The sequence below is a fragment of the Poseidonocella sp. HB161398 genome, from assembly GCF_005870025.1.
Lineage (GTDB): Bacteria > Pseudomonadota > Alphaproteobacteria > Rhodobacterales > Rhodobacteraceae > Mangrovicoccus.
Map to the genome: position 1 here is coordinate 29,972 of NZ_VATA01000023.1, position 20,337 is coordinate 50,308.

At 67.0% G+C, this 20,337-nt stretch carries 14 protein-coding genes; 9 read left to right on the forward strand and 5 right to left on the reverse strand.

From position 1 onward, the window contains the following. Window positions 1–2: 2 nt before the first annotated feature. From FGX59_RS38775 to FGX59_RS18410, 5 genes are all read left to right on the forward strand, one after another. Window positions 3–932 carry an SH3 domain-containing protein gene (locus FGX59_RS38775; protein ID WP_240722550.1) on the forward strand — a complete coding sequence of 310 codons (930 nt, stop codon included), beginning with the start codon at window positions 3–5 and terminating at the stop codon, window positions 930–932. A gap of 220 nt (window positions 933–1,152) precedes the next feature. Continuing rightward, the gene (locus FGX59_RS18395; protein WP_240722562.1) at window positions 1,153–3,099 is read left to right on the forward strand and encodes a M13 family metallopeptidase; all 1,947 of its coding nucleotides are present in this window, start codon (window positions 1,153–1,155) and stop codon (window positions 3,097–3,099) included. A 118-nt stretch (window positions 3,100–3,217) separates the two neighbouring features. Next, on the forward strand, window positions 3,218–3,556 hold the full coding sequence (locus tag FGX59_RS18400) for a hypothetical protein (protein WP_138468593.1): 339 nt from the start codon (window positions 3,218–3,220) through the stop codon (window positions 3,554–3,556). Between the two features lie 1,383 nt (window positions 3,557–4,939). Beyond that, window positions 4,940–5,566: a gamma-glutamylcyclotransferase gene (locus tag FGX59_RS18405; protein ID WP_206078385.1), complete on the forward strand. Its 627-nt coding sequence runs from the start codon at window positions 4,940–4,942 to the stop codon at window positions 5,564–5,566. A 394-nt stretch (window positions 5,567–5,960) separates the two neighbouring features. Continuing rightward, a complete protein-coding gene (locus FGX59_RS18410; RefSeq protein ID WP_171060706.1) occupies window positions 5,961–7,013 on the forward strand; it encodes an acyltransferase in 1,053 nt (350 codons plus the stop codon). A gap of 614 nt (window positions 7,014–7,627) precedes the next feature. On the opposite strand, the gene FGX59_RS18415 is transcribed toward FGX59_RS18410, so the two are convergent. Together FGX59_RS18415 and FGX59_RS18420 are read right to left on the reverse strand one after the other, a co-directional pair. Continuing rightward, window positions 7,628–7,969: a YdhR family protein gene (locus tag FGX59_RS18415; RefSeq protein WP_138468596.1), complete on the reverse strand. Its 342-nt coding sequence runs from the start codon at window positions 7,967–7,969 to the stop codon at window positions 7,628–7,630. Window positions 7,970–8,194: 225 nt separating this feature from the next. Continuing rightward, entirely contained in the window at window positions 8,195–8,338 is a 144-nt protein-coding gene (locus tag FGX59_RS18420) for an ester cyclase (protein WP_138468597.1), read from the reverse strand. On the opposite strand from FGX59_RS18420, the gene FGX59_RS18425 reads away from it, so the two are divergent. Then, on the forward strand, window positions 8,313–8,675 hold the full coding sequence (locus FGX59_RS18425; protein ID WP_138468598.1) for a hypothetical protein: 363 nt from the start codon (window positions 8,313–8,315) through the stop codon (window positions 8,673–8,675). The two genes, FGX59_RS18420 and FGX59_RS18425, sit on opposite strands and share 26 nt — an antisense overlap. Before the next feature lie 79 nt (window positions 8,676–8,754). Here the strand turns inward: FGX59_RS18425 and FGX59_RS18430 are convergent, their stop codons facing one another. Then, window positions 8,755–9,561, reverse strand: a complete 807-nt coding sequence (locus tag FGX59_RS18430) for an MBL fold metallo-hydrolase (RefSeq protein ID WP_138468599.1) — start codon at window positions 9,559–9,561, stop codon at window positions 8,755–8,757. A 101-nt stretch (window positions 9,562–9,662) separates the two neighbouring features. On the opposite strand from FGX59_RS18430, the gene FGX59_RS18435 reads away from it, so the two are divergent. Beyond that, window positions 9,663–10,259: a TetR/AcrR family transcriptional regulator gene (locus FGX59_RS18435; RefSeq protein WP_206078386.1), complete on the forward strand. Its 597-nt coding sequence runs from the start codon at window positions 9,663–9,665 to the stop codon at window positions 10,257–10,259. A 180-nt stretch (window positions 10,260–10,439) separates the two neighbouring features. On the opposite strand, the gene FGX59_RS18440 is transcribed toward FGX59_RS18435, so the two are convergent. Beyond that, window positions 10,440–12,809 carry an arylsulfatase gene (locus tag FGX59_RS18440; protein WP_138468600.1) on the reverse strand — a complete coding sequence of 790 codons (2,370 nt, stop codon included), beginning with the start codon at window positions 12,807–12,809 and terminating at the stop codon, window positions 10,440–10,442. Window positions 12,810–13,305: 496 nt separating this feature from the next. Beyond that, entirely contained in the window at window positions 13,306–16,707 is a 3,402-nt protein-coding gene (gene putA / locus FGX59_RS18445) for a bifunctional proline dehydrogenase/L-glutamate gamma-semialdehyde dehydrogenase PutA (RefSeq protein ID WP_138468601.1), read from the reverse strand. Window positions 16,708–16,829: 122 nt separating this feature from the next. Between putA and FGX59_RS18450 the strand changes: the two genes are divergently transcribed. Together FGX59_RS18450 and FGX59_RS18455 are read left to right on the forward strand one after the other, a co-directional pair. Beyond that, entirely contained in the window at window positions 16,830–17,297 is a 468-nt protein-coding gene (locus FGX59_RS18450; protein ID WP_138468602.1) for an Lrp/AsnC family transcriptional regulator, read from the forward strand. 188 nt (window positions 17,298–17,485) lie between these two features. Next, window positions 17,486–19,705 (forward strand): NADP-dependent isocitrate dehydrogenase, encoded by a 2,220-nt coding sequence (locus tag FGX59_RS18455; protein ID WP_138468603.1) that lies wholly within the window; start codon window positions 17,486–17,488, stop codon window positions 19,703–19,705. The last annotated feature ends 632 nt before the right edge of the window (window positions 19,706–20,337 follow it).

Genomic DNA, 20,337 nt, shown 5'->3' on the forward strand with positions numbered 1-20,337 from the left:
AGATGGAGCAGACCATGCCGCGAAGACCTTTCACCGCAAATTTTCGCCGGACGCTTCCGGCGGCGGGACTTGCCGCGCTCTGCGCGTCGGCGGCTCTCGCGCAGATCAGGACCGAACGTGTCGCCTTTGCCCCGGGGACGAGCAGCGCCAGCCTCCACGGCGGCATCCGGGGCGAGGAAGTCGTCGACTACGTGCTCGGCGCGTCTGCTGGCCAGACCATGACAGTGCAATTCGAGCCAACCAATCCGGGCGCCTATTTCAACGTGATGGCATCTGGCACCGAGAGTGCGATCTTCACAGGGTCCATTGGCGGCAACAGCTTCGAGGGCGTGCTCCCGGCATCGGGCGACTACGTGGTCCGGGTCTATCTCATGCGCAGCGCAGCGCGCCGTGACGAGGCCGCGCGCTACATCCTGTCGGTTGCCATAGCCGCCGCGCCCGGAGACTTCGCCGATGGAAACGCCGGAGGTCCGGACTGGTGGCAAGTGTCTGGCGTAGCGTCGGATGATGCGCTGAACATCCGCTCCGGTCCCGGAACCGATCACGGCGTCCTTGCGGCGGTTCCGGACGGCACTGCCCTGCGCAACCTCGGCTGCCGCGGCGAAGGCGGATCGCGCTGGTGCGAGGTCGAGGCTCCGCGCGGGACCCGCGGCTGGGTTGCCGCACGCTATCTGAAGGAAGGACCGGCGCCTGCTGCCCTGTCGCTGGCTGGCGCGACGGGCGGCGTGGACACGAGCCGCGCCGAGGCGGCCTGCAGGCAGGCACTTGCCGGCACCGCGAATGTGTCCACGGCGGATGTCGCCGTCTTCGACGTTCTCTGGGGCGAGGCCGGGATCGGGGTGATGATGACGCGGGCAGGCTCGAACGACCGCTGGAGCTGCCTGTCGGACGAAGCAGGCAACGTGCAGGGGCTGGGCAGGATGGGCGGCTGAACTGCCGCCAAGCGCAGTTGCCCTGGCCCGGACCCGGTACGCGGAGCAGCCCGCCAGAGCCGTCCCGCGAGATTTCGGCAACCAATGGAGAAGACCCATGCCGCGCCAGTTCCCGTACCTGCTTCTCGGCTGCGCGATTTGCGCAGCAGTCCAGGCATCGCATGCGGCTGATGACCTGCCGCCCGTGACGGCGGACGAGCTGGTCTTCTCGGCCGGCAACATGGACCGTTCCGTCGCGCCGGGCGAAGATTTCTACCGCTATGCCTCCGGCGGCTGGCTCGACCGAGTGTCCCGTCCGGAGGACATGGCGGACTGGGACATCCTCAGCATCATGGGCGAGCGCGTGGTGCGACAGGTCTCGGCCATAGCAGCAGAGGCGGGCAGCGGGGCGGCCTCGGCGCCGGAGGGCAGTCCGGTCCAGCTCGTCGGCAGCTTCTACAATGCCTTCATGGACGTTGCGGCAATCGAAGAGCGCGGCCTGGCCCCGCTTCAGGACATCCTGGGGGCCATCGACGCAATCGTGACCTTCGACGACATGACCCGCTTCATGGCTGCGCAGGCACTGACAGGCGGACCCGGCCTGTTCAACATCATCGGCCCCAGCCCGGACCCGGCCGATTCCAGCCGCTACGCCCTCTACGTGGCGGGACAGGAGTTCGGCCTTGCCACGATCGTCCTGCCGGTGCTTGCCCTGCCGGAGGACGACTCCCGCAAGCAGGCCTACCGGCGCTACGTGGAGGACACCATGGCGATCGCGGGGCATGACGCGGCAGAGGCAGAGCGCATCGCCGCGCTCGTGCTGCGGATCGAGACCGCACTCTATTCCGGCATGCTCTCCCCGGCGGAGGGCAACGACCCCCGCCTGCGCTACGGCAAGCTGGACTTCGATGAGGTGCAGGCGATGATCCCTGCGCTGGATATCGGCCTCTATCTCGACGAGATCGGGTTCGCGCGCCCCGAATTCCTCGTCATGTACGAACCGCGCGCGCTCGGCGCGCTGGCAGAGCTCTGGCAAACCGCGCCGATGGCGGATCTCAAGGATTACGCGCGCTTCCGTGTCGTCGCCAAGTTCTCCGCATTCCTTGATCCGGCCTTCCGCGACCCGGGCCTGGCGCTGTCGCGCGCACTGGTCGGAACGGCAAGGGACCGGCCGCGCGACGAACAAGTCCCGGGGCTTCTGTCCGAATACCTGGGGCATCCGTCGAGCCGGCTCTATGTGGACGCGTTCTTTCCGGAAGCCGCGCGCGCCGAGATGGCGGAAATCATCCGCAGGGTTCACGAGGAATTCGGCAAGAGGATCGAAACCCTGGATTGGCTGACGGCTGCAACCCGGGACGAGGCCCTGGAGAAGCACGGAAAAATGGTCTTCGCCGTCGGATATCCCGACAGCTGGATCGATTTCTCGCAGGTCGCGATCGGGGCGGAGTCGGTGGCCAATATCCGGGCTCTCGCGGCATTCGACCTGGAGAGGACACTCGGAAAGATGGGACATCCGGTGGCGACCGACGAGTTCGCCTCGAGGACGACCCTGCCCACCGCCGTCAATGCCGCCTACCAGCCCGCCGCCAACCGCTTCGAGGTCACTGCTGCGATCACGCAGCAGCCGGTCTTTTCGACGGAGATGGACCCGGCGCTGAAATTCTGCCGCCTCGGCGCAGTCGCGGGTCATGAAATGACCCATGGTTTCGACAGCGGGGGCCGGCAGTACGATGCCGCCGGCAATTTCCGCGACTGGTGGACCGCCGGAGACGCCGCAGCCTTCGAGGCCGAGGCAAGCAAGCTGATCGACCAGGCCGAGGCCTTCGAGGCCCTTCCCGGACTGTTCCTGAACGGCCCGCAGACCGTGCGCGAGAACATGGCCGATGTCGGCGGCATCACTCTGGCGCATCTCGCATTGCGGACCTGGCTGGCGGAGCATCCGGAACAGGATGTCGAGATCGACGGCCTGACTCAGGACCAGCGCTGCTTCGTGGCCTGGGCACAGTTCTGGACCGGCAAATCTTCGGAGGACTACATCCGGACGAAGGTCGCCGCCGACTACCATCCGCCCGGCTTCTACCGTGCTGTCGCTCCGCTCCGCCATGTCGACGCCTTTTACGAGGCCTTCGGCATCGGGGAACAGGACCCCGTTTGGTTGCCGCCCGGGCGGCGCGTGAGGGCCTGGTGACGGAATGCGGCAGCCGGCATCCCCAGGATGCTTGCTGCGCGGCAGCTGCAATCCGGACGCCGGAAGGCCCGGCGCGGCGCCCGGGCATCCCCCGACTTGCCAAAGGAAGGAAACACGAATGAAGACATCTCTGCTCATCCTGCCGATTGCGGCACTCGCCTCCGGCTGCCTCGAAACAGAAGGCAGCTACGGGACCGGACGGAATTCCTCAGGAGGGACCGCATCCGCATCGGTCAATGACCGCAGCGGCGGAGGCTTCACCCTCGTGCTGAGTGCAGGGGGCAGCACCTGCACGGGGATCTTCGACGATCCGGCTCCCGGCGGAAAGGAACTGAGCCCGCTCAACTGCTCTGGAGGAAACAGCGGAAACGCGACGGTGCTCTATGATGGCAATGGCCGGCCGGAACGCGTGGTCTTCGGCGGCGTCGGCATCGGGAGCGGCAGCATAGAGTTCTAATCTTGGCCGAAACTGCGCTCCTGGTACTGGCTTCCAAGTCCGGGTCGGGGCAGGGGCCATACGCAGCTGCGCAGGGTCATGGGGCAGAATCGTGTACGCCCTGCCGGGATGGGCGCAGTCATGGTCGCCTATCCCGCACTCGAGAAGGTGTGCCCCCTTCGCGCGTGATGTCGCTGTCTTTGCCGCCAATGGAGGCATCCTATCCCGGGGGTCCGGATTGGCGGATGTCCCGGAAACAGTCATTGCCATGCCGCGTTCGACGAGGGCGCGGCTCTAACGTCGGCAACCGTGTCTGCGCCGGTCCTGCCGTAGATCCCGACGGCGTCGAAGCCGCCGCCCATGGCGCTATCGCCGGACGTGCTGAACTGGAGATCACGGCTTGCCCCGCTGCGCTTCGCACCCGGCGCCGGTGGCACCTCATGTGTCCTTCTCATTGAAGACCCGATGCGGGGCCGTGCCTCGCTTCCGAGCGATCGCCGGACGGTGGTGCCGGATACCACAGTCCCGATGCACAGGTTTGAGGCAGGACAGGTGTCCCCCTGCGGGGCAGGGCTCTGCCGCCACTTATCCACAGAACTGTCCCCGCATGCTGGGGAGAAGCGGCCAGCCCTCACTGCGAAACTTCGCTTCTTTCAGGCTGGAACCTTGACCGGGGAATCCGCCAGCACTTCCGCGGGAGAGAGCCGAAGCCGAGTCGAGGGCGCGGTCGCTGCCCGCGTGGACCGCGGCCGCAGGCCGGTGCCGTAGGTGGAAGACTAGGGAGCATGGCCTCCTGGGGTGCCGGTGCCCGCGCCGATGGGGCCGTGCGTGGCAGCAGCGGGCGCGGCAACCGGATCTTCGCGAGGCGGTGCTGCGGAATGAGCTGTGCCGCGCGATCGGTCCGAGCGGCGATGGCGAACGATTTCTGGTCGCGCTGGCGCGATTTGCCAGATGGCGCCGGCCCCTGGAAACCGGCGTCCCGGCTGCTCGGCCTCCGGACCCGCGGGGGGGAGAGCGGCAGCGGATCTCCAAATAGCATGTTCCCGACAGGACCGTCATTCGCGCCTGCCAGTGGCATGTCCATTGCGCGCATCGAGTTCCCCTCATGGGCCCAGGTTTGCACCCTCTCAATTGCGTCGCACGCCGCTTTCGGAGGCCGCCAGGAATACGCCCGGGGCAAAACAGAAATTAATTGAGGCGCCCGACTATCTTCACCCTTTCCGATTCGCCCGGATGAATGGACAGTGATGTCCTGTTCAGGTCCCTCGAAAGCTCCGCTGCATGGCATACGGGTCAAAGTCCCTATCGCTTACGCCCGAACTCGTCTCATTGGTTGAGCGCCTTGAGCCGGATCCCGGTCCGCAACCGGGAATGGAGGATCCGAGCGACAGAGATCTCGAGGCAATGGCTGACGCGCTGCTGCTTCAGCATCAACCCTCGCCGCTTTGGCTGTTCGCGTATGGCTCTCTGATCTGGAATCGCAACTTCGAAAGCCAGCTAGCGCAGCGGGCGGTTGCGGCCGGATGGCACCGCTCGTTCTGTTTCGTGGTCAAGCGATGGCGCGGTACGATGGACACGCCAGGCCTGATGATGGCGTTGGACCGCGGCGGCTCGTGTGTGGGCATTGCCTACAAACTTCCCGATCATGACCACAAGGCACAGCTGATCCGGCTGCTTGAAAGAGAAGTGGACGCGAAAGTGGCCACCAATGTCCCCAAATGGATATGGGTCACTACTGGCGAAGGCCGCATCAAGGTGCTTGCATTCGTTGCCGCAAGAGATGGACCTGCCTATGCCGGAAGGCAGTCTGCTGAAGCAGTTGCCCGCGTTATCGCCCGAGCGGCCGGCAATTGGGGCTCTTCGGCTGCGTACCTCCAGCGAACGGTGTCCAAACTCGAGGAGCATGGAATCCGAGATCGGAACCTCTGGCGACTGCAGGAACTCGTTGCCCGCGAGATAGTCGCATTGCCAACCGGCGCGCATCAAAATTTCCTGCCTTCAGCGGGGCCTTCTATCCGGACTCCAGATTGAAGCGAGCAATTCATTGCAGATCGGGCTGGAACTACCTCGGACCCGCCTGATATTGCCAACTTTATTCCGAAGCGCTGCGTGTCGTCGGCGAATGTCTCGGCAGCAGTATGCAGAAAGCTTGCGGCAGAATTACAAGGTGCCGAACCTGGAATTCTGCCGAAAAATGAACCTCTTTGCCGGAAGTGGCTGCGGCGATGGGGCACGCTATTTCTCTGGGGACTTGCACTGATTTAATTTTCGTCGGAACGTCGTGTCACGTCTGACCACGAAATTGTTGCCGGGATAATTTTTGCCTTGTTTCCTATTTGCGAGATTTCCGATGGAGGTGCCTTCCTTGATTAAGGAGCGGACAGAAACGTCTTTTCCGCGGGAGCTTTCGGAGCGGGAAAGTTCGATGATAAACTCCCTGCGCGTTTTCTGCATCTTCTTCATGATCTACGCACATGCCGATCTGGGGAAGGGCGGCGAGGCGGACACCATCCTGCAGAGCGACAGCCTTGCCTGGGTGTCCGTGATCTGGGTGGATCTGCTGTCGCGGGCGAGCGTCGCTGCCCTGAGCTTCGTGAGCGGCTTCCTGATTGTCCGGAGCCTGGAGCGGGGACGGCCGGGCAAGTTCATCCGGGGCAGGGCACAGGTCCTTGTCGTGCCGATGATCTTCTGGAACTGCGTCTTCATCGCTCTGGCGGTCCTCGCGCATATGGCCGGGGTGGAAAGCAGCGCCGGGGGCGTGTGGCAGCCCGAAGACCCCATGAGCATGGTCAATGCGGTGACCGGGCTGGCCGGGCCGATGGTCGCGCCGTCGCTGGGCTTCCTGCGCGATCTCTTCGTCACCTCCGCGATCATCGCGCTGACCTGGACCTGGATCCGGCCCGTCCTGCCGGCGGTCATCGCCGTGGTTCTGGTCGCGGCGCTCTTCGATGCGCTGGAGCCGGTCATCTTCCGCCCGTCGATTCCCGTCTTCATGCTCGCGGGTGCCTATGCCCGCAGCCGGGGCTGGCGGCTGACCCGTCTCGCCGCGCCGCGGCTTGCGCTGCCCGTCGCGGCGGCAAGCGCGGTCCTCGTGCTGGCCCTCGGCCTTCATGGCTTGCAGAACCCGCAGCTTGCCGAGGCCAGCAACCTGGCAAAGCGCGCAGGGCTGATCGCGCTTGTCCTCTGCCTGGCCGGGCAGCTCACGGACACGCGGGCACAGGCGATCTGCGACCGGCTGGCCCCGGTCAGCTACCTCGCCTATCTCAGCCATGTGCGGGTCCTGTCGGTACTCTTCTTCCTTCTGGCCATCGACCCCGGCAGTTCGGCTTTCCTCGCCTTCTTCCTGTTGGCGCCGGTGATCGGATTTGCCGCGGCACTAGCCATGACGCAGGTCCTGGCCGTCCTTCCGCCCTGGGTGGCGCGGTTCGTGCAGGGCAAGGCGCCGCGCGGGCGGATACCACGGCCGGCCACGGCCTGACGGGGCGGTTGCAGTGGCGACACAGTCAGCGATGGTCAGCCCGAGCCCGGATTCTCCAATCCATGGTCTTGCAGCGCAACCCGCCCACTAGATTGTCGTGATCGGCATCGATCGCCGCAGCTCCGGATGGGCGAACACGGGCATTAGTGCCACTCTACCAAAGAACCTGTGCATGCTCGATGGGGTGTCGATCAATAATGCCACCGTTGCCTCCACTCTGAGCTGCGGCAATCGGACAGGGCTGGCACGAAAGTCGATCCAGGATGGCTCATGGCTCGCACGCCTGCTGCGCCGCGAGCCCCTCATGCTGATCGCATCACAATGGCGAACTTAACGTGAAGTCAGAACGACGTTTGCCAACGGGGTGCTGCGCTTCTTGCCGCCGAAGTTCCTGGAGGCGAAGGAGAAGGAGTGCAAATTCGAGGTGGCTGCGGGCTGAGCCCCGGGCGTGCCGCCGCATCCCTGTTTGGAGACAAACGGCATATGGACATTTCCCTGCAAGGGTGCGCCCACGGCAGGCCGGGAGCCATCCCCGCCAGCGGTGTCGTCTCTGCCGTAGGCGGCGGGCGCAGGCAGGGGCACCCCGCCGTCATGACTGGCGTGTCGGCGCAGCGTCAGTGCGGCGGCCTTGCGCTTCCGGCAAGTGCCAAGATCGTCTCCGCGCCGGTGAGGGCCGACAGTCCCGCTTCGACCGGAGCGATGCGGGTGACCACCTCGTCAGCTGATCCGCGACGCAACGCTTCAAGCACCGGACCATCGGCAAAGGCCGCGGCGGCGGTGGCGTCACGGAAGAGATAGACGCTCGTGCCCAGGCCAGCTTCGGGATCGAGGCCCCAGATCTTCCATAGGAAGCCAGGCGTGCTTGCGATGTCGGCCGCAGCAGCCCCGGCCCCGGAAAGGAAATCCGGGAGCGGGACGCGCAGCGTGTAGGTGACAGAAAGCAGGACGGGGGTCATGTCCCTGCCTCCAGCCAGCGGGCGTGCCGATGGTCCGGGGCGGGTCGGGACACCGGTTTGCCGTCAACCTGGATCGCAATCTCCGGCCGATCCCGGCAGGTGCCGCGGCTCGGGCACGCCTTGCAGTTGGCCGGTGCCCGGTGGCCTCGGTCGCTGACGATGCTTGTGTCCATGTGTCTCTCCTTTCGGATTTGTCAGGGAATGGAACGGACCGCCCCCGCGCAGTCAGGCCGCGTGCTCGGCGCTGCGGCCCAGCTGCGACAGCAGCAGCGGCTCGTTGATGGTCAGCCAGGTCTCGGCGATCCTGCCGTTCTCCATGCGGTAGAGCGCGACACCGTCGAAGATGATCCGGGCTCCGTCCGGCTGGATGTCCTGGAACGCACCCGAATGCGTCGCCCACCATCTCCCAGTGCGCCGAGACGAACTCTTCGGTTGCGATCATCCTGGTCGTTTCGAACGCCATCTGGCTGAACGACTCGCGGAAGATCCGGAAGAACGCCTTGTAGCTCTCCCGGTCGAAGAACTCGCCATTCGGGAACCCGGGGAATCCGTGGCAGGTGATGTGGGGGACGACGGTGGTGTCGATCACCTCCACGTCGGCGATATCCGGCGAATGCGTGCCGGCAAGAAAGCGGGCGACGGTCGCCTTGTTCGTTTCGATGATAGTTGTAGTCATGTCGGTTCTCCTTTGGTGATGATCGGTTGAAGGGCCCAGGTCGCGGCAGTGGCAGCCCCGCCGCCCGCCAGTGCCGTGCGGGATCCGGCGTCCTGTACAAAAGCCGGAGTCAGGCCAGGATTGCCGCGACCTGATCCGCTGTTTCGGCGGTCACGGACGCGCTCGTGCCCCGGCCATAGGCGTTGCGCAGGATATCGGTGAGCGTGCCGATTCCATGTGCCACGGGCAGGTGGCCCGAAAGCACATGGGCCGGATCGAGCGCATCGAGCGCCCGCAGCATCCCGCCGAGCGTGCCGCGGTCCATCTGGGCCAGCCAGGGCGCATCCACGCCCGACCAGGCCACCAGCCCCTCGCGTAGCGTCCCGGACGGAATTTCACCGATGGTTTCCGCGCTGCCCGGCAGCAGCGCGCCGAAGGCGTCTGCAGCAAAGAGCACCCGGTCGGTCTCGTCGAAGAAACCCATCGTCTCGGGCGCGTCGTAGTAGGGCGGCCTGACCTGGTGGAGGCGCCGTCCGCCAGCCTCGAAGATCTCGCCGGGCGCCAGCAGGCGCATCCTTGCCGGATTTCCCGCACCCAGCATCCCCATCTTTCCCGCTCCGAGAAAGTTCGTGACGACCGTGGCATTCGGCGCGAGGGCAAGGATGCGGTCCAGGTTCCCGATGTGGTCGGCGTCCGTATGGCTGAGCCAGATCCACCGCAGATCCGCCAGATCGATCTCCTCGGCGAGGCGCAGGGCCATCGCGTCCGACAGGGCGCCGAGACCGGTATCGACCAGCATTGGCTCGGACCCTTTCAGCAGGAAGGCGTTGACCGGCAGGGTGCCAAGGCCGGGGACTGGAAGCCAGGACGGCAATGCGACCCAGGAATTTGTGACCCTTCGGGACGGGTGCAGGGCGGGTTCGGAAACCGGTGTCATGTCGACCTCATTTTCAATGATCACATATGTTCAGTGAAAATAGCGCATAGGCGATTCGAGCTCGGCTTGTCAATAATTCGATGATCAGGCATGATCACTGAATGACAGAGAAGAAGCGTCCCTACCGCCTGCGCGAGCGTGCAAAGTCGCAGGAGGAAACCCGCCAGAAAATCGTAGAGGCCACGATGCATTTGCACGAGGAACTCGGCCCGCGGGCCACGACCATCAGCGCAATTGCCGAACGCTCGGGTGTGCAGCGGCTGACGGTCTACCGGCACTTTCCCGACGAGGCCGCGGTATTCCAGGCCTGCACGTCACACTGGCTGTCGCTGAATCCGCCGCCCGCCCCGTCCTCGTGGGACGGGGCGGGCGATGCCCAGGAGAAATTTCACATCGCGGTTTCAGTTTTCTACGGCTATTTTTCGCGCACGCGCCGGATGTGGAAGGCATCGTTCGAGGACGTCGCCCATGTTCCGGCACTGCAGGGGCCGATGGCGGAGTTTGCCGCCTATCTGGATGGCGTCGCCTCCGGACTTGCCGCGGCCTTCGGGGAAAGGCCGGAGATGGTTCACATCGCCCCGACGATCCGCCATGCCCTGCGGTTCCAGACCTGGGCCGATCTCGAGGAGCAGGGCCTGGACGACAGCCGGAAGGCCGAGCTAGCAGTCTACTGGCTCTGCTGTCCGGGCATGGAGTGACGCGCAATGCCCATGGAGGCCGATCACCTTCCGGTCAAAGCGAACGGAACTTCATCGGTGTCGACCGGGCGCGCTGTCGCCGATTGCTGTCGGTCAGTCGGCTTGCTGGATAACCGAAACTTCAAGGTGCGGGTCCGTGGGCCGCCGCGAGCACAAGCGCCTGCGGTCGCCGCTGCCAGATCAGCGCAGCTCGATGCTGACCTTGCCGATCGTGCCGGAGAAGGCGAAGGGGGCCGCAGCGCGATAGGCCGGCGAGACGGTCGATCCGAGATCCATGCCGATATCCAGTGTCTCGGTGGCCGAGTAGCGCGTCGGCACGACCTGCTCCACCGCCTCGGCGGCCACCTCGGCCCCGTCGACCAGCAGCGTTGCGGTGCCGCCGGTGACATCCTTGCCAGGCTCGAACGGCAACTGGCGGTAGACCATCGCAACAGTATGCGCGCCGGGCTCCAGCGGCGTCTCGCCCGCAACCCGGTAGAGTGCCTGGCCGAAATAGTTGAACTCGTAGACCGGCACTCCGTCCTCCAGGTAGAGCGTGTAGCCCGCCGAAGAGCCGCCGTTGGCGATCAGCACGCCGCTGGCGCCGCCCTCGGGTACCTCGATTTCCGCCGTGATGGTATGCGAGCGCTGATAGGCCGGAGCGGCGCTGCCTTCGGGGACCCGCACCGTGCCGGGCGCATATTCGAACAGCGTGCGGCCGCGGGTGACCGAGGGACGCTCGGGGTTCGTGCCACGCTCGGCGAACCGGTCATCGAGCGGGTAGACGTCGAATTTCTTCGCCTCCTCGTCGAACAGCGCCTCGAGCTCGGCCAGTTTCTCCGGGTTTTCCGCGGAAAGGTCATGCGCCTCGGAAAAATCTTCCTCTATGTTGTAGAGTTCCCAGACGCTGTCGTCGAAGCCGACCGATCCGCTTAGCACCCAGGGCGCGCCATGGAACGACGCCGCGACCCAGCCGTCGTGATAGAGCGCGCGGTGGCCGCCGGTTTCGAAGTACTGGGTGTGGCGGGTGCTGGGGGCATCCGCATCTCCGAAGCTGTAGTCCATGCTCACCCCGGCCATCGGCGTCTGCTCCGTGCCGTTGACCACCGAGGGCTCGGGAATGCCGACGGCTTCGAGAATCGTCGGCGCGATGTCGACGACATGGTGGAACTGGGTGCGGATGCCGCCGTCGTCGGTGATCTGCGCGGGCCAGCTGACGATCATGCCGTTGCGGGTGCCGCCGAAATGCGAGGGCACGCGCTTCATCCACTGGAAGGGCGCGGAGCCTGCCCAAGCCCAGCCGACCGGATAGTGGTTCTCGTGCAGCGGGCCGCCGATCTCGTCGATCTCGGGCAGCTGCGCCTCGACCGTGTCGGGAATGCCGTTCTGGGTCATGATGTTGTTGAGCGTGCCGGTGATGCTGCCCTCGGCGCTGGGGCCGTTGTCGCCCGCGATCAGGATGATCAGCGTGTTGTCGCCTCCCGGCAGGGCATGGACCTTGGCGATCACCCGGCCGAGCTCGTGATCGGTCTGCGCGAGGAAGCCCGCGAAGACCTCCTGGTGCCGTGCGAAGAGTTTCTTCGCGTCGGTGTCGAGGGAGTCCCAGGCGGCGATCTCGGCCGGGCGCGCCGTCAGGTCGGTGTTCGCGGGCACCAGCCCCATGGATTTCTGCCGCGCCAGCGTCTCCTCGCGCACCGCATCCCAGCCCTGGTCGAACTGGCCCGCGAATTTCGCGATCCAGTCCTCGCCGACATGCAGCGGCGCATGCACGGCGCCGGGGGCGAAATAGAGGAAGAACGGCTTCTCCGGGGCGATGGACCGCTGCCGGTCGAGCCAGGCGATCGCGTCGTCGGCGAGATCGACATTGAGGTTGTAGCCGTCTTCCGGGCCGAACTCGGGCTCGACCGGGGTGGTGTTGCGGAACAGCTGCGGGTCCCACTGGCTGGTCTCGCCGCCCTGGAACCCGTACCAGTATTCGAAGCCGAGCCCGGTCGGCCAGCGGTCGAAGGGCCCCATCGGCGAGGTTTCCCAGTCCGGCGTGTTGTGCCACTTGCCGAAGGCGGCGGTGGAGTAGCCGTGATCCTTCAGGATCTCCGCGATGGTCGCCGTCGAGCGCGGCCAGATGCTGTTGTAGCCCGGATAGCCGGTGGATAGCTCGGTGATGGTGCCGAAGCCCGACTGGTGGTGGTTGCGTCCCGTCAGCAGCGCGGCGCGCGTGGGCGAGCAGATCGCCGTGGTGTGGAACCGGGTGTAGCGCAGCCCCTCGGCGGCCAGCGCATCGAGGGCCGGAGTCGGGACCGGTCCGCCGAAGGTGCCCGGCTGGCCGAAGCCGAGATCGTCGATGAGGATGACCAGTACGTTCGGCGCACCCTCTGGCGGTGCCACCGGCTGCGGATAGTCCTGGGTGGAGCCCTCGAAGGTCTCGGTGATCACGCCCGTGAAGGGAGCGGGCGGCAGCGGCAGCACGGACCCGTCGCGCGGCGTGTCCTGCCCGATGGCAGCCGAGGCGGTCGCTGACAGCAGGAGTGTGAAACCCCCGCAAATTTTGGAATGGAAAAGGAAAGATGTCATCGCTCGGCCTCCCGGCACCGCCAGACCCTGAAAATACCTCTACGATAACATACCTGTCTCCTGATGGAACTGCTCCATGTTCCGTCACCTAGCCCTCGCGGGCGCAGCGCTTTCGATCAGCTCCGAACGACGGATCTTGCTGCCGCGCTGCGGCATGGGTGCCACCTTCGGGCGGACCCCGCAGGAGGAGGGTCTCACCGAAATGCCGCTGGCGGGTGAAAATGGCCTCGATAGGCTGAGTTATGAAAATAATTCCACTCTGCCGGACGCTCCGCCTGGTGGCAGCCAAGGCCCGACTCGGCCGCCCGCGGGACAGAGTCCCGGCCGCATCCGGATCGGGCCAGCCTGCAGGTCCGGGCCGCCGCCTGCGGGGACCCGGCCGGGTCACATGCGCTCGCGCATCAGAAAAGAGGACTGGCCCGATCCGGCTGGCCTCGGGACAAGGGCGCAGCGGCAGCCGGGTCGGGCCTTCCCGGGCTGCCGCCTCCGGCCGGGTTCAGCCGGCCAGGAGCATCGCGTTGCCGCCCGCCGCCGTCGTGTCGATGCACAGATGCCGCTCGTGCAGCACATGCGCCGCGTCGGGCATCGACGTGACCAGCGCCAGGAGCGGACCCGGCCGCCCGGCCAGCGCCCGGCCCTGGGCCGCCGCATCCTCGCCCCAGCTCAGCACCGCGGCGATGCCCGGCAGCCATTCCAGGGCCTCGGCCGGGACATGGCCCGAGGCGCCGACCGCGATCCCGCCCAGCCGCTCGACCGCCGCGATCTGCTCGGCCACCGCCTCGGCGCCCGGGCCGAGGCAGAGCACCGGACCGCGCGGCATGACGCTCAGCCGGTTCGACTCGCCCGTCGGCCCCGGCAGCTCGATCCGCCGCAGCGGGGCATGCGCCCCGGCCGCGGCCGCCTGGAGCTGCGCGGCCAGCTGGTCGAGATTGGCCTCCTTGCGCCAGCTGCCCGCCGGGCCCGCCGCAGCGGGCGCCGCGATGCGCTGCAGGTAGAACGGCCCGCCCGCCTTCGGCCCGGTGCCCGAGAGCCCCTCGCCGCCGAAGGGCTGCGAGCCCACCACCGCGCCGATCTGGTTGCGGTTGACATAGATATTGCCCGCCGCGACCAGATCCGCGATCTCCTGCACCCGGGTGTCGATCCGCGAATGCAGCCCGAAGGTCAGGCCGTAGCCGGTCGCGTTCACCGCCGCGACGACCTTCTCGACATCGGCGCCCTTGAAGGTCGCGACATGCAGCACCGGGCCGAAGATCTCGCGCTCGATATCGCCGATGCCATTCACCTTGATCAGCGTGGGCGGCACGAAGCAGCCCGCGGGCGCCTCGAGCGCATGCAGCACCCGGCCCGCCTTCTTCGCGGCGGCGATATGGGCGAGGATGCCGCTCTGGGCCTCTTCGTCGATCACCGGGCCGACATCGGTGGCCAGATGCCAGGGGTCGCCGACGGTCAGCTCGTCCATCGCGCCCTCGATCATCTCGATCAGCGACGGCGCGATGTCCTCCTGGACGTAGAGGCAGCGCAGCGCCGAGCAGCGCTGCCCGGCGGAGCGGAAGGCCGAGGCGACGATGTCGCGCACCGCCTGCTCGGGCAGCGCGGTGGAATCGACGATCATCGCGTTCATCCCGCCGGTCTCGGCGATCAGCGGCGTGCCTGGCTCCATGTGCTCGGACATGGCGCGGCGGATCAGCCGGGCGGTCTCGGTCGAGCCGGTGAAGATCACGCCCTTGATCCGCGGATCCGAGGTCAGCGCGCGGCCGACCGTGTCGCCCTGGCCGGGCAGCAGCTGCAGCGCCGCGGCCGGAACCCCGGCGCGGTGCAGGAGCCGCACGGCGATGGCGGCGATCAGCGGCGTCTGCTCGGCCGGTTTCGCCAGAACGGCGGCGCCGGTGGCCAGCGCGGCCGCGATCTGGCCGGTGAAGATCGCCAGCGGGAAGTTCCAGGGGCTGATCGCGGTGATGACGCCGCGCGGCTGCGGATCCTGCGCCTCGGCCTCGGACGCGTAGTAGCGCAGGAAGTCGACGGCCTCGCGCAGCTCGCCCACCGCATCCGACATGGTCTTTCCGGCCTCGCGCGCCAGGACGGCGAAGATCGGGCCGAATTCCGCCTCGTAGAGATCGGCCGCCTTGCGCAGCACCTCGGCGCGCTCCGCCACGGGCGCGTCCCAGATGGCAGCGTCCTCGATGGCGCGGGCGACGGTTTCGGCATCGGCCTCGGTGACCTGGGCCACGGTCTCGCCGGTCGCGGGATTGGTCACGGCAACGGCAGTGCCGGTGCCCGGGCGCAGCGTCAGCGGCCCGGCATCGGGCAGCGCGGCGCCGCGGGCCATCTCGATCCGCGCCAGCGTGTCCTCGTCGGTCAGGTCGAAGCCCTTCGCGTTCACCCGTCCCTCGCCGAAGATCGCCTGCGGCGCGACCAGCCCCGAGGGCGCCTTCGCCGTGGCGAGCGCGTCGAAGGGATCGGCCGCGATTTCCTCGGGGCGGACATTCTCGTCGACGATCTGGTGCACGAAGGAAGAGTTCGCGCCGTTTTCCAGCAGGCGGCGGACCAGATAGGCCAGAAGATCGCGATGCGCGCCGACCGGCGCGTAGATGCGGCAGCGGCCGCCGCTGTCCTTCAGCACGATATCATGCAGCCGCTCGCCCATGCCGTGCAGGCGCTGGAACTCGAAGCGCTGTCCCTCCGCCATCTCCAGGATCGCGGCGACGGTATGGGCGTTATGGGTGGCGAATTGCGGATAGATCCGGTCGGCATAGCCGAGCAGGCGCTTGGCATTGGCGATGTAGCTGACATCGGTGGCGGTCTTCGAGGTGAAGAGCGGGAAATCGTCCAGCCCCTCGACCTGCGCCAGCTTCATCTCGGTGTCCCAGTAGGCGCCCTTGACCAGCCGCACCATGATCCGCCGGTCGAGCCGCGCGGCCAGGCCGTAGAGCCAGTCGATCGTCGCCGAGGCGCGCTTGCCATAGGCCTGCACGACCACGCCGAACCCGTCCCAGCCGGCCAGCTCGGGATCGGACAGCACCGCCTCGATCACCCGCAGCGACAGCACCAGCCGCGCCTGCTCCTCGGCATCGATATTCAGCCCCATCCCGGCCGCCTTGGCCGCGCGCGCCAGATCGCGCACCACCGGCACCAGCTCGGCCATGACCCGCTCGTCCTTGGCCAGCTCGTAGCGCGGATGCAGCGCCGAGAGCTTGATCGAGATGCCCGGATTGGTCTCGACCGAGCCCTTGGTGCAGGCCGTGGCGATGGCGGCGATCGCATCGGCATAGGACTTGGCATAGCGGCGGGCGTCGAGATCGGTCATCGCCGCCTCGCCCAGCATGTCGTAGGAATAGGTGTAGCCCTTGGATTCCAGGCCCTTGGCCCGCTCCAGCGCCTTGTCGATGGTCTGGCCCAGCACGAATTGGCGGCCCATCTCGCGCATCGCGCGCCCGACCGCGGTGCGGATCACCGGCTCGCCCAGGCGGCGTACGGCGCCGCGCAGCACCCCGGCCATGCCGGGCGCCTCGTCATCGAGCACCTTGCCGGTCAGCATCAGCGCCCAGGTCGAGGCATTGACCAGCGGCGAGGCCGCGTGGCCCATGTGGCGGCTCCAGTCCGAAGGGGCGATCTTGTCCTCGATCAGCGCGTCGATCGTCATCGCGTCGGGCACGCGCAGCATCGCCTCCGCCAGGCACATCAGCGCCACGCCCTCGCGGGTCGAGAGCCCGTATTCGGCCAGGAACTGCTCCATCACCCCGGGGCGGGAGCCCTCGCGGATGCGCCGGACCAGTCCCGCGGCCCGCACCGAGGCGGCCTTGCGGGTGGTCTCGGACAGGGCGGCCTCGCGGACGAGGCGGTCGAGCACCGCGGCTTCGGACGCGGTCTTGGCGGCGTGGGTGAAGGCGTCGAGGGACATGGGCGGGATCCAGGCTGTGTATCGGGTGTCGAGGTGAATCTAGTGGAAGTCTCGTGGTCGTTGGGTCTAATAGTGGTCAAGACTATGGTCGATCAGACCAATTTCAAGGAGAAATACAGGCCATGTCGGTCGAGATTGACGCGATTGACCGGAAGATTCTCCGCGAGCTTGCCGCCAATGCGCGACTGGCGACGGCGGAGCTCGCGCGGAGGGTGGGCCTGTCGAAGACGCCGGTGGCCGCGCGCATCCGCGCCATGGAGGATAGCGGGCTGATCTCGGGCTACCGGGTCCAGCTCTCGCCGATGAAACTCGGGCTGACCCATGTCACCTTCGTCCAGGTCAGCCTGTCGGACACCCGCGAAAAGGCGCTGCGCGAATTCAACGCCGCCGTGCGCGCGATCCCCGAGATAGAGGAATGCTACATGATCGCGGGCGGATTCGACTACCTCATGAAGGTCCGCTCGCGCGATATCGGCGAATACCGGCGGGTCATGGGCGAGGCGATCTCCGCCCTGCCCCATGTCAATTCCACCTCCAGCTTCGTCGCGATGGAGGCGGTGGTGGAGAATGCCCTGACCGAGACGCCCTGAGCCCGGCACGTGGCATCATGTCCGCGCCCGGAGGGCCCTGCCGCATTGATCTGGCGGCCAAGCTGTTCTAGGCGGTGGTCGACCTGCGCCCGCGCGCATGTCGCCGCCCGCGGCAGCCGGGGCCCCGACGGGTCCGCAACCGGGCGGTGAGAGAGATCACGACCAAGGGTACGAAAAGGGCGGACATCATGGCGGACACGACGACCCCGGATATTGTGTATACGATTGTGGACGAAGCACCGGAGCTGGCCAGCGCATCGCTCCTGCCGATCATCCGGTCCTTCGCCGAGGCAGCCGGCATCACCGTCGGCACCAAGGACATTTCCCTGGCCGGCCGCATCCTGGCGAACTTCCCGGAATACCTGACCGAAGAGCAGCGCATCCCCGACGACCTGGCGGCGCTCGGCGAGCTGGTGAAGACGCCGACGGCGAATGTCATCAAGCTGCCGAACATCTCGGCCTCGCAGCCGCAGCTCGACGCCGCCATCGCGGAACTGCAGGCGAAGGGCTACAAGCTGCCCTCCTACCCGGCGGCGCCTGCCACCGACGAAGAGAAATCCGTCCGCGCGCGCTATGACGCGATCAAGGGCTCGGCAGTGAACCCGGTCCTGCGCGAAGGCAACTCCGACCGCCGCGCAGCCGGCGCGGTGAAGGCCTATGCGATGGCCAACCCGCATTCCATGGGCAAATGGGCCTCCGACTCGCAGACGACTGTCGCCTCGATGCCGGGCTCGGACTTCTACGCCAACGAGACCTCCGCGACCGTGACCGAGGCGCAGGCCGCCTCCGGCCCGGCGAAGATCGTCTTCACCGCCAAGGACGGCACCGAGACCGTGCTGAAGGACGGGCTGAAGCTGACCGCGGGCGAAGTCGTCGACGCGACCTTCATGTCCGCCAAGGCCCTGCGCGCCTTCATCAAGGCGGAAATGGAGTCGATGCCCGAGGGCGTGCTGTTCTCCGTGCACCTCAAGGCCACGATGATGAAGGTCTCCGACCCGATCCTCTTCGGCCATTTCGTCGCCGTCTGGCTGGAGCCGTTCCTTGCCAAGCATGCCGACGTCCTCGGCGGCGTCAGCCCGAATGGCGGCATCGGCTCGCTCGAGGCCAAGATCAAGACCCTGCCGAATGCCGACGAGCTGATGGCCGAGCTGAAGGACACCCTCGCGTCCCGCCCGCCGCTCTACATGGTCGACAGCGACCGCGGCATCACCAACCTGCACGTGCCGTCTGACGTCATCATCGACGCCTCCATGCCGGCCGTGATCCGCGCCGGCGGCAAGGGCTGGGGCCCGGACGGCAAGGAAGCCGACGCCAAGTGCTGCATCCCCGACAACTGCTATGCGCCGGTCTATGAAGAGACCGTCAACTACTTCAAGGAAACCGGCGCCCTGGACCCGACCACCTCGGGCACGGTCCAGAATATCGGCCTGATGGCGCAGAAGGCCGAGGAGTACGGCTCCCACCCGACCACCTTCGAGATCCCGGCCGACGGCACCGTGACCTACGTGCTGGGCGACGGCACCGTGCTGCATTCCCACGCGGTCGAAGCGGGCGACATCTGGCGCTCCTCCACCGCCAAGAAGGCGCCGATCGAGGACTGGGTGCAGCTGGCGATCGACCGCCAGGCGGCGACCGGCTACCAGGCGATCTTCTGGCTCGACGCCAAGCGCGCGCATGATGCCGAGCTGATCAGCTACGTCACCCCGATCCTCGAAGCCAAGGGCGTGGCCGACAAGTTCGTCATCCTGGCGCCGCGCGAAGCGACCCGCCTGACGCTGGAGACCATCCGCAAGGGCGAGAACTCCATCGCGATCACCGGCAACGTGCTGCGCGACTACCTGACCGACCTGTTCCCGATCCTGGAGCTCGGCACCTCGGCGAAGATGCTGTCGATCGTCAAGCTGATGCAGGGCGGCGGCCTCTTCGAGACCGGCGCCGGCGGCTCGGCACCGAAGCACGTCCAGCAGCTGGTCAAGGAAAACCACCTGCGCTGGGACAGCCTGGGCGAGTTCTGCGCACTCGGCGAGAGCCTGAACTTCCTGGCCGACGCCAAGGGCAACAAGAAGGCCGCGGTGCTGGGCAAGGCGGTCGATGCCGCGACCCAGGGCGTGCTGCTGAACAACCGCTCGCCCGAGCGCAAGGTCGGCCAGCCGGACAACCGCGACAGCCACTACTGGTTCGCCCGCTACTGGGCCGAGGCTCTGGCGGCGCAGGCCGAGGATGCCGACTTGGCGGCGCATTTCGCGCCCATCGCCGAGGCGCTGGCTGCCAAGGAAGCCGAGATCACCGGCGAGCTGGCCGGGGCCCAGGGCCCGGCGGCCGATCTGGGCGGCTACTACAAGACCGACGCGGCAAAGACGGCCGGCGTCATGCGCCCGAGCGCCGCGCTGAACGCCATCATCGGCTGACGGCCCCGCGCCTGACCTGATCCGCGCGCCTCCCGGCCTCCCGGGGGGCGCGCTTTGCGTTCCGGCCAGCCGCACCGCAGGATCGCCGTCCGCCCCAAGCAGGCGCCCGCGGCAGCAGGTGCACCGCGGCGGTTGCTCTGCCCGGCAAGACGGGAACGGCCCCTGAGTGGCGTTCCATGTCGGTCGTCATGCGCCAGGCGCGGAGAGCGGCCCGATGTCCGGTTGGCGCGCAGATTTCCCGCACTCGGCCCGGTGCAAGAACCCGAGGCCGGCTATTCCCGCCCGCTCCTGCCGGGGGCTGCCCCAGGGCGGCGGGACCCCCTCCAAGCGCCCTCGACCTTGGGGGGCTGGCAGGATGCCGAAGACGTCTGCCCGGCCGCGGAGGCTGCGGATAAGACCGGGAAAATGGTCCTGTAGGCAGCTGGACTTGCTCAATTCCGGGAGCGGCCCTGTCCAAATCCGGAACGATTTCCATCTCGACGATGCTCTGGGGACGTTTTCAGCAGCCCCCTATTCATTGCCCTTGGAATTCATCAGGGTGCCGGACAAACCTGTCGGGTCGCGGAGCACGGAGACACAACGGGGAAAATGGTCCTGGAGGAGGCAATCGTCTCTCGCTTCCGGGGGCGGTC

What these genes read in the sequence shown, in the direction of transcription:
- FGX59_RS18430 (WP_138468599.1), bottom strand. Translation starts at nt 9,561, where the DNA reads ATGACACCGGTTTCCGAACCCGCCCTGCACCCGTCCCGAAGGGTCACA.
- FGX59_RS18405 (WP_206078385.1), top strand. Translation starts at nt 4,940, where the DNA reads ATGGCTGACGCGCTGCTGCTTCAGCATCAACCCTCGCCGCTTTGGCTG.
- FGX59_RS18440 (WP_138468600.1), bottom strand. Translation starts at nt 12,809, where the DNA reads ATGACATCTTTCCTTTTCCATTCCAAAATTTGCGGGGGTTTCACACTC.
- FGX59_RS18455 (WP_138468603.1), top strand. Translation starts at nt 17,486, where the DNA reads ATGGCGGACACGACGACCCCGGATATTGTGTATACGATTGTGGACGAA.
- FGX59_RS18450 (WP_138468602.1), top strand. Translation starts at nt 16,830, where the DNA reads ATGTCGGTCGAGATTGACGCGATTGACCGGAAGATTCTCCGCGAGCTT.
- FGX59_RS18435 (WP_206078386.1), top strand. Translation starts at nt 9,663, where the DNA reads ATGACAGAGAAGAAGCGTCCCTACCGCCTGCGCGAGCGTGCAAAGTCG.
- FGX59_RS18425 (WP_138468598.1), top strand. Translation starts at nt 8,313, where the DNA reads ATGATCCGGGCTCCGTCCGGCTGGATGTCCTGGAACGCACCCGAATGC.
- FGX59_RS18400 (WP_138468593.1), top strand. Translation starts at nt 3,218, where the DNA reads ATGAAGACATCTCTGCTCATCCTGCCGATTGCGGCACTCGCCTCCGGC.
- FGX59_RS18415 (WP_138468596.1), bottom strand. Translation starts at nt 7,969, where the DNA reads ATGACCCCCGTCCTGCTTTCTGTCACCTACACGCTGCGCGTCCCGCTC.
- putA (WP_138468601.1), bottom strand. Translation starts at nt 16,707, where the DNA reads ATGTCCCTCGACGCCTTCACCCACGCCGCCAAGACCGCGTCCGAAGCC.
- FGX59_RS38775 (WP_240722550.1), top strand. Translation starts at nt 3, where the DNA reads ATGGAGCAGACCATGCCGCGAAGACCTTTCACCGCAAATTTTCGCCGG.
- FGX59_RS18395 (WP_240722562.1), top strand. Translation starts at nt 1,153, where the DNA reads ATGGACCGTTCCGTCGCGCCGGGCGAAGATTTCTACCGCTATGCCTCC.
- FGX59_RS18410 (WP_171060706.1), top strand. Translation starts at nt 5,961, where the DNA reads ATGATAAACTCCCTGCGCGTTTTCTGCATCTTCTTCATGATCTACGCA.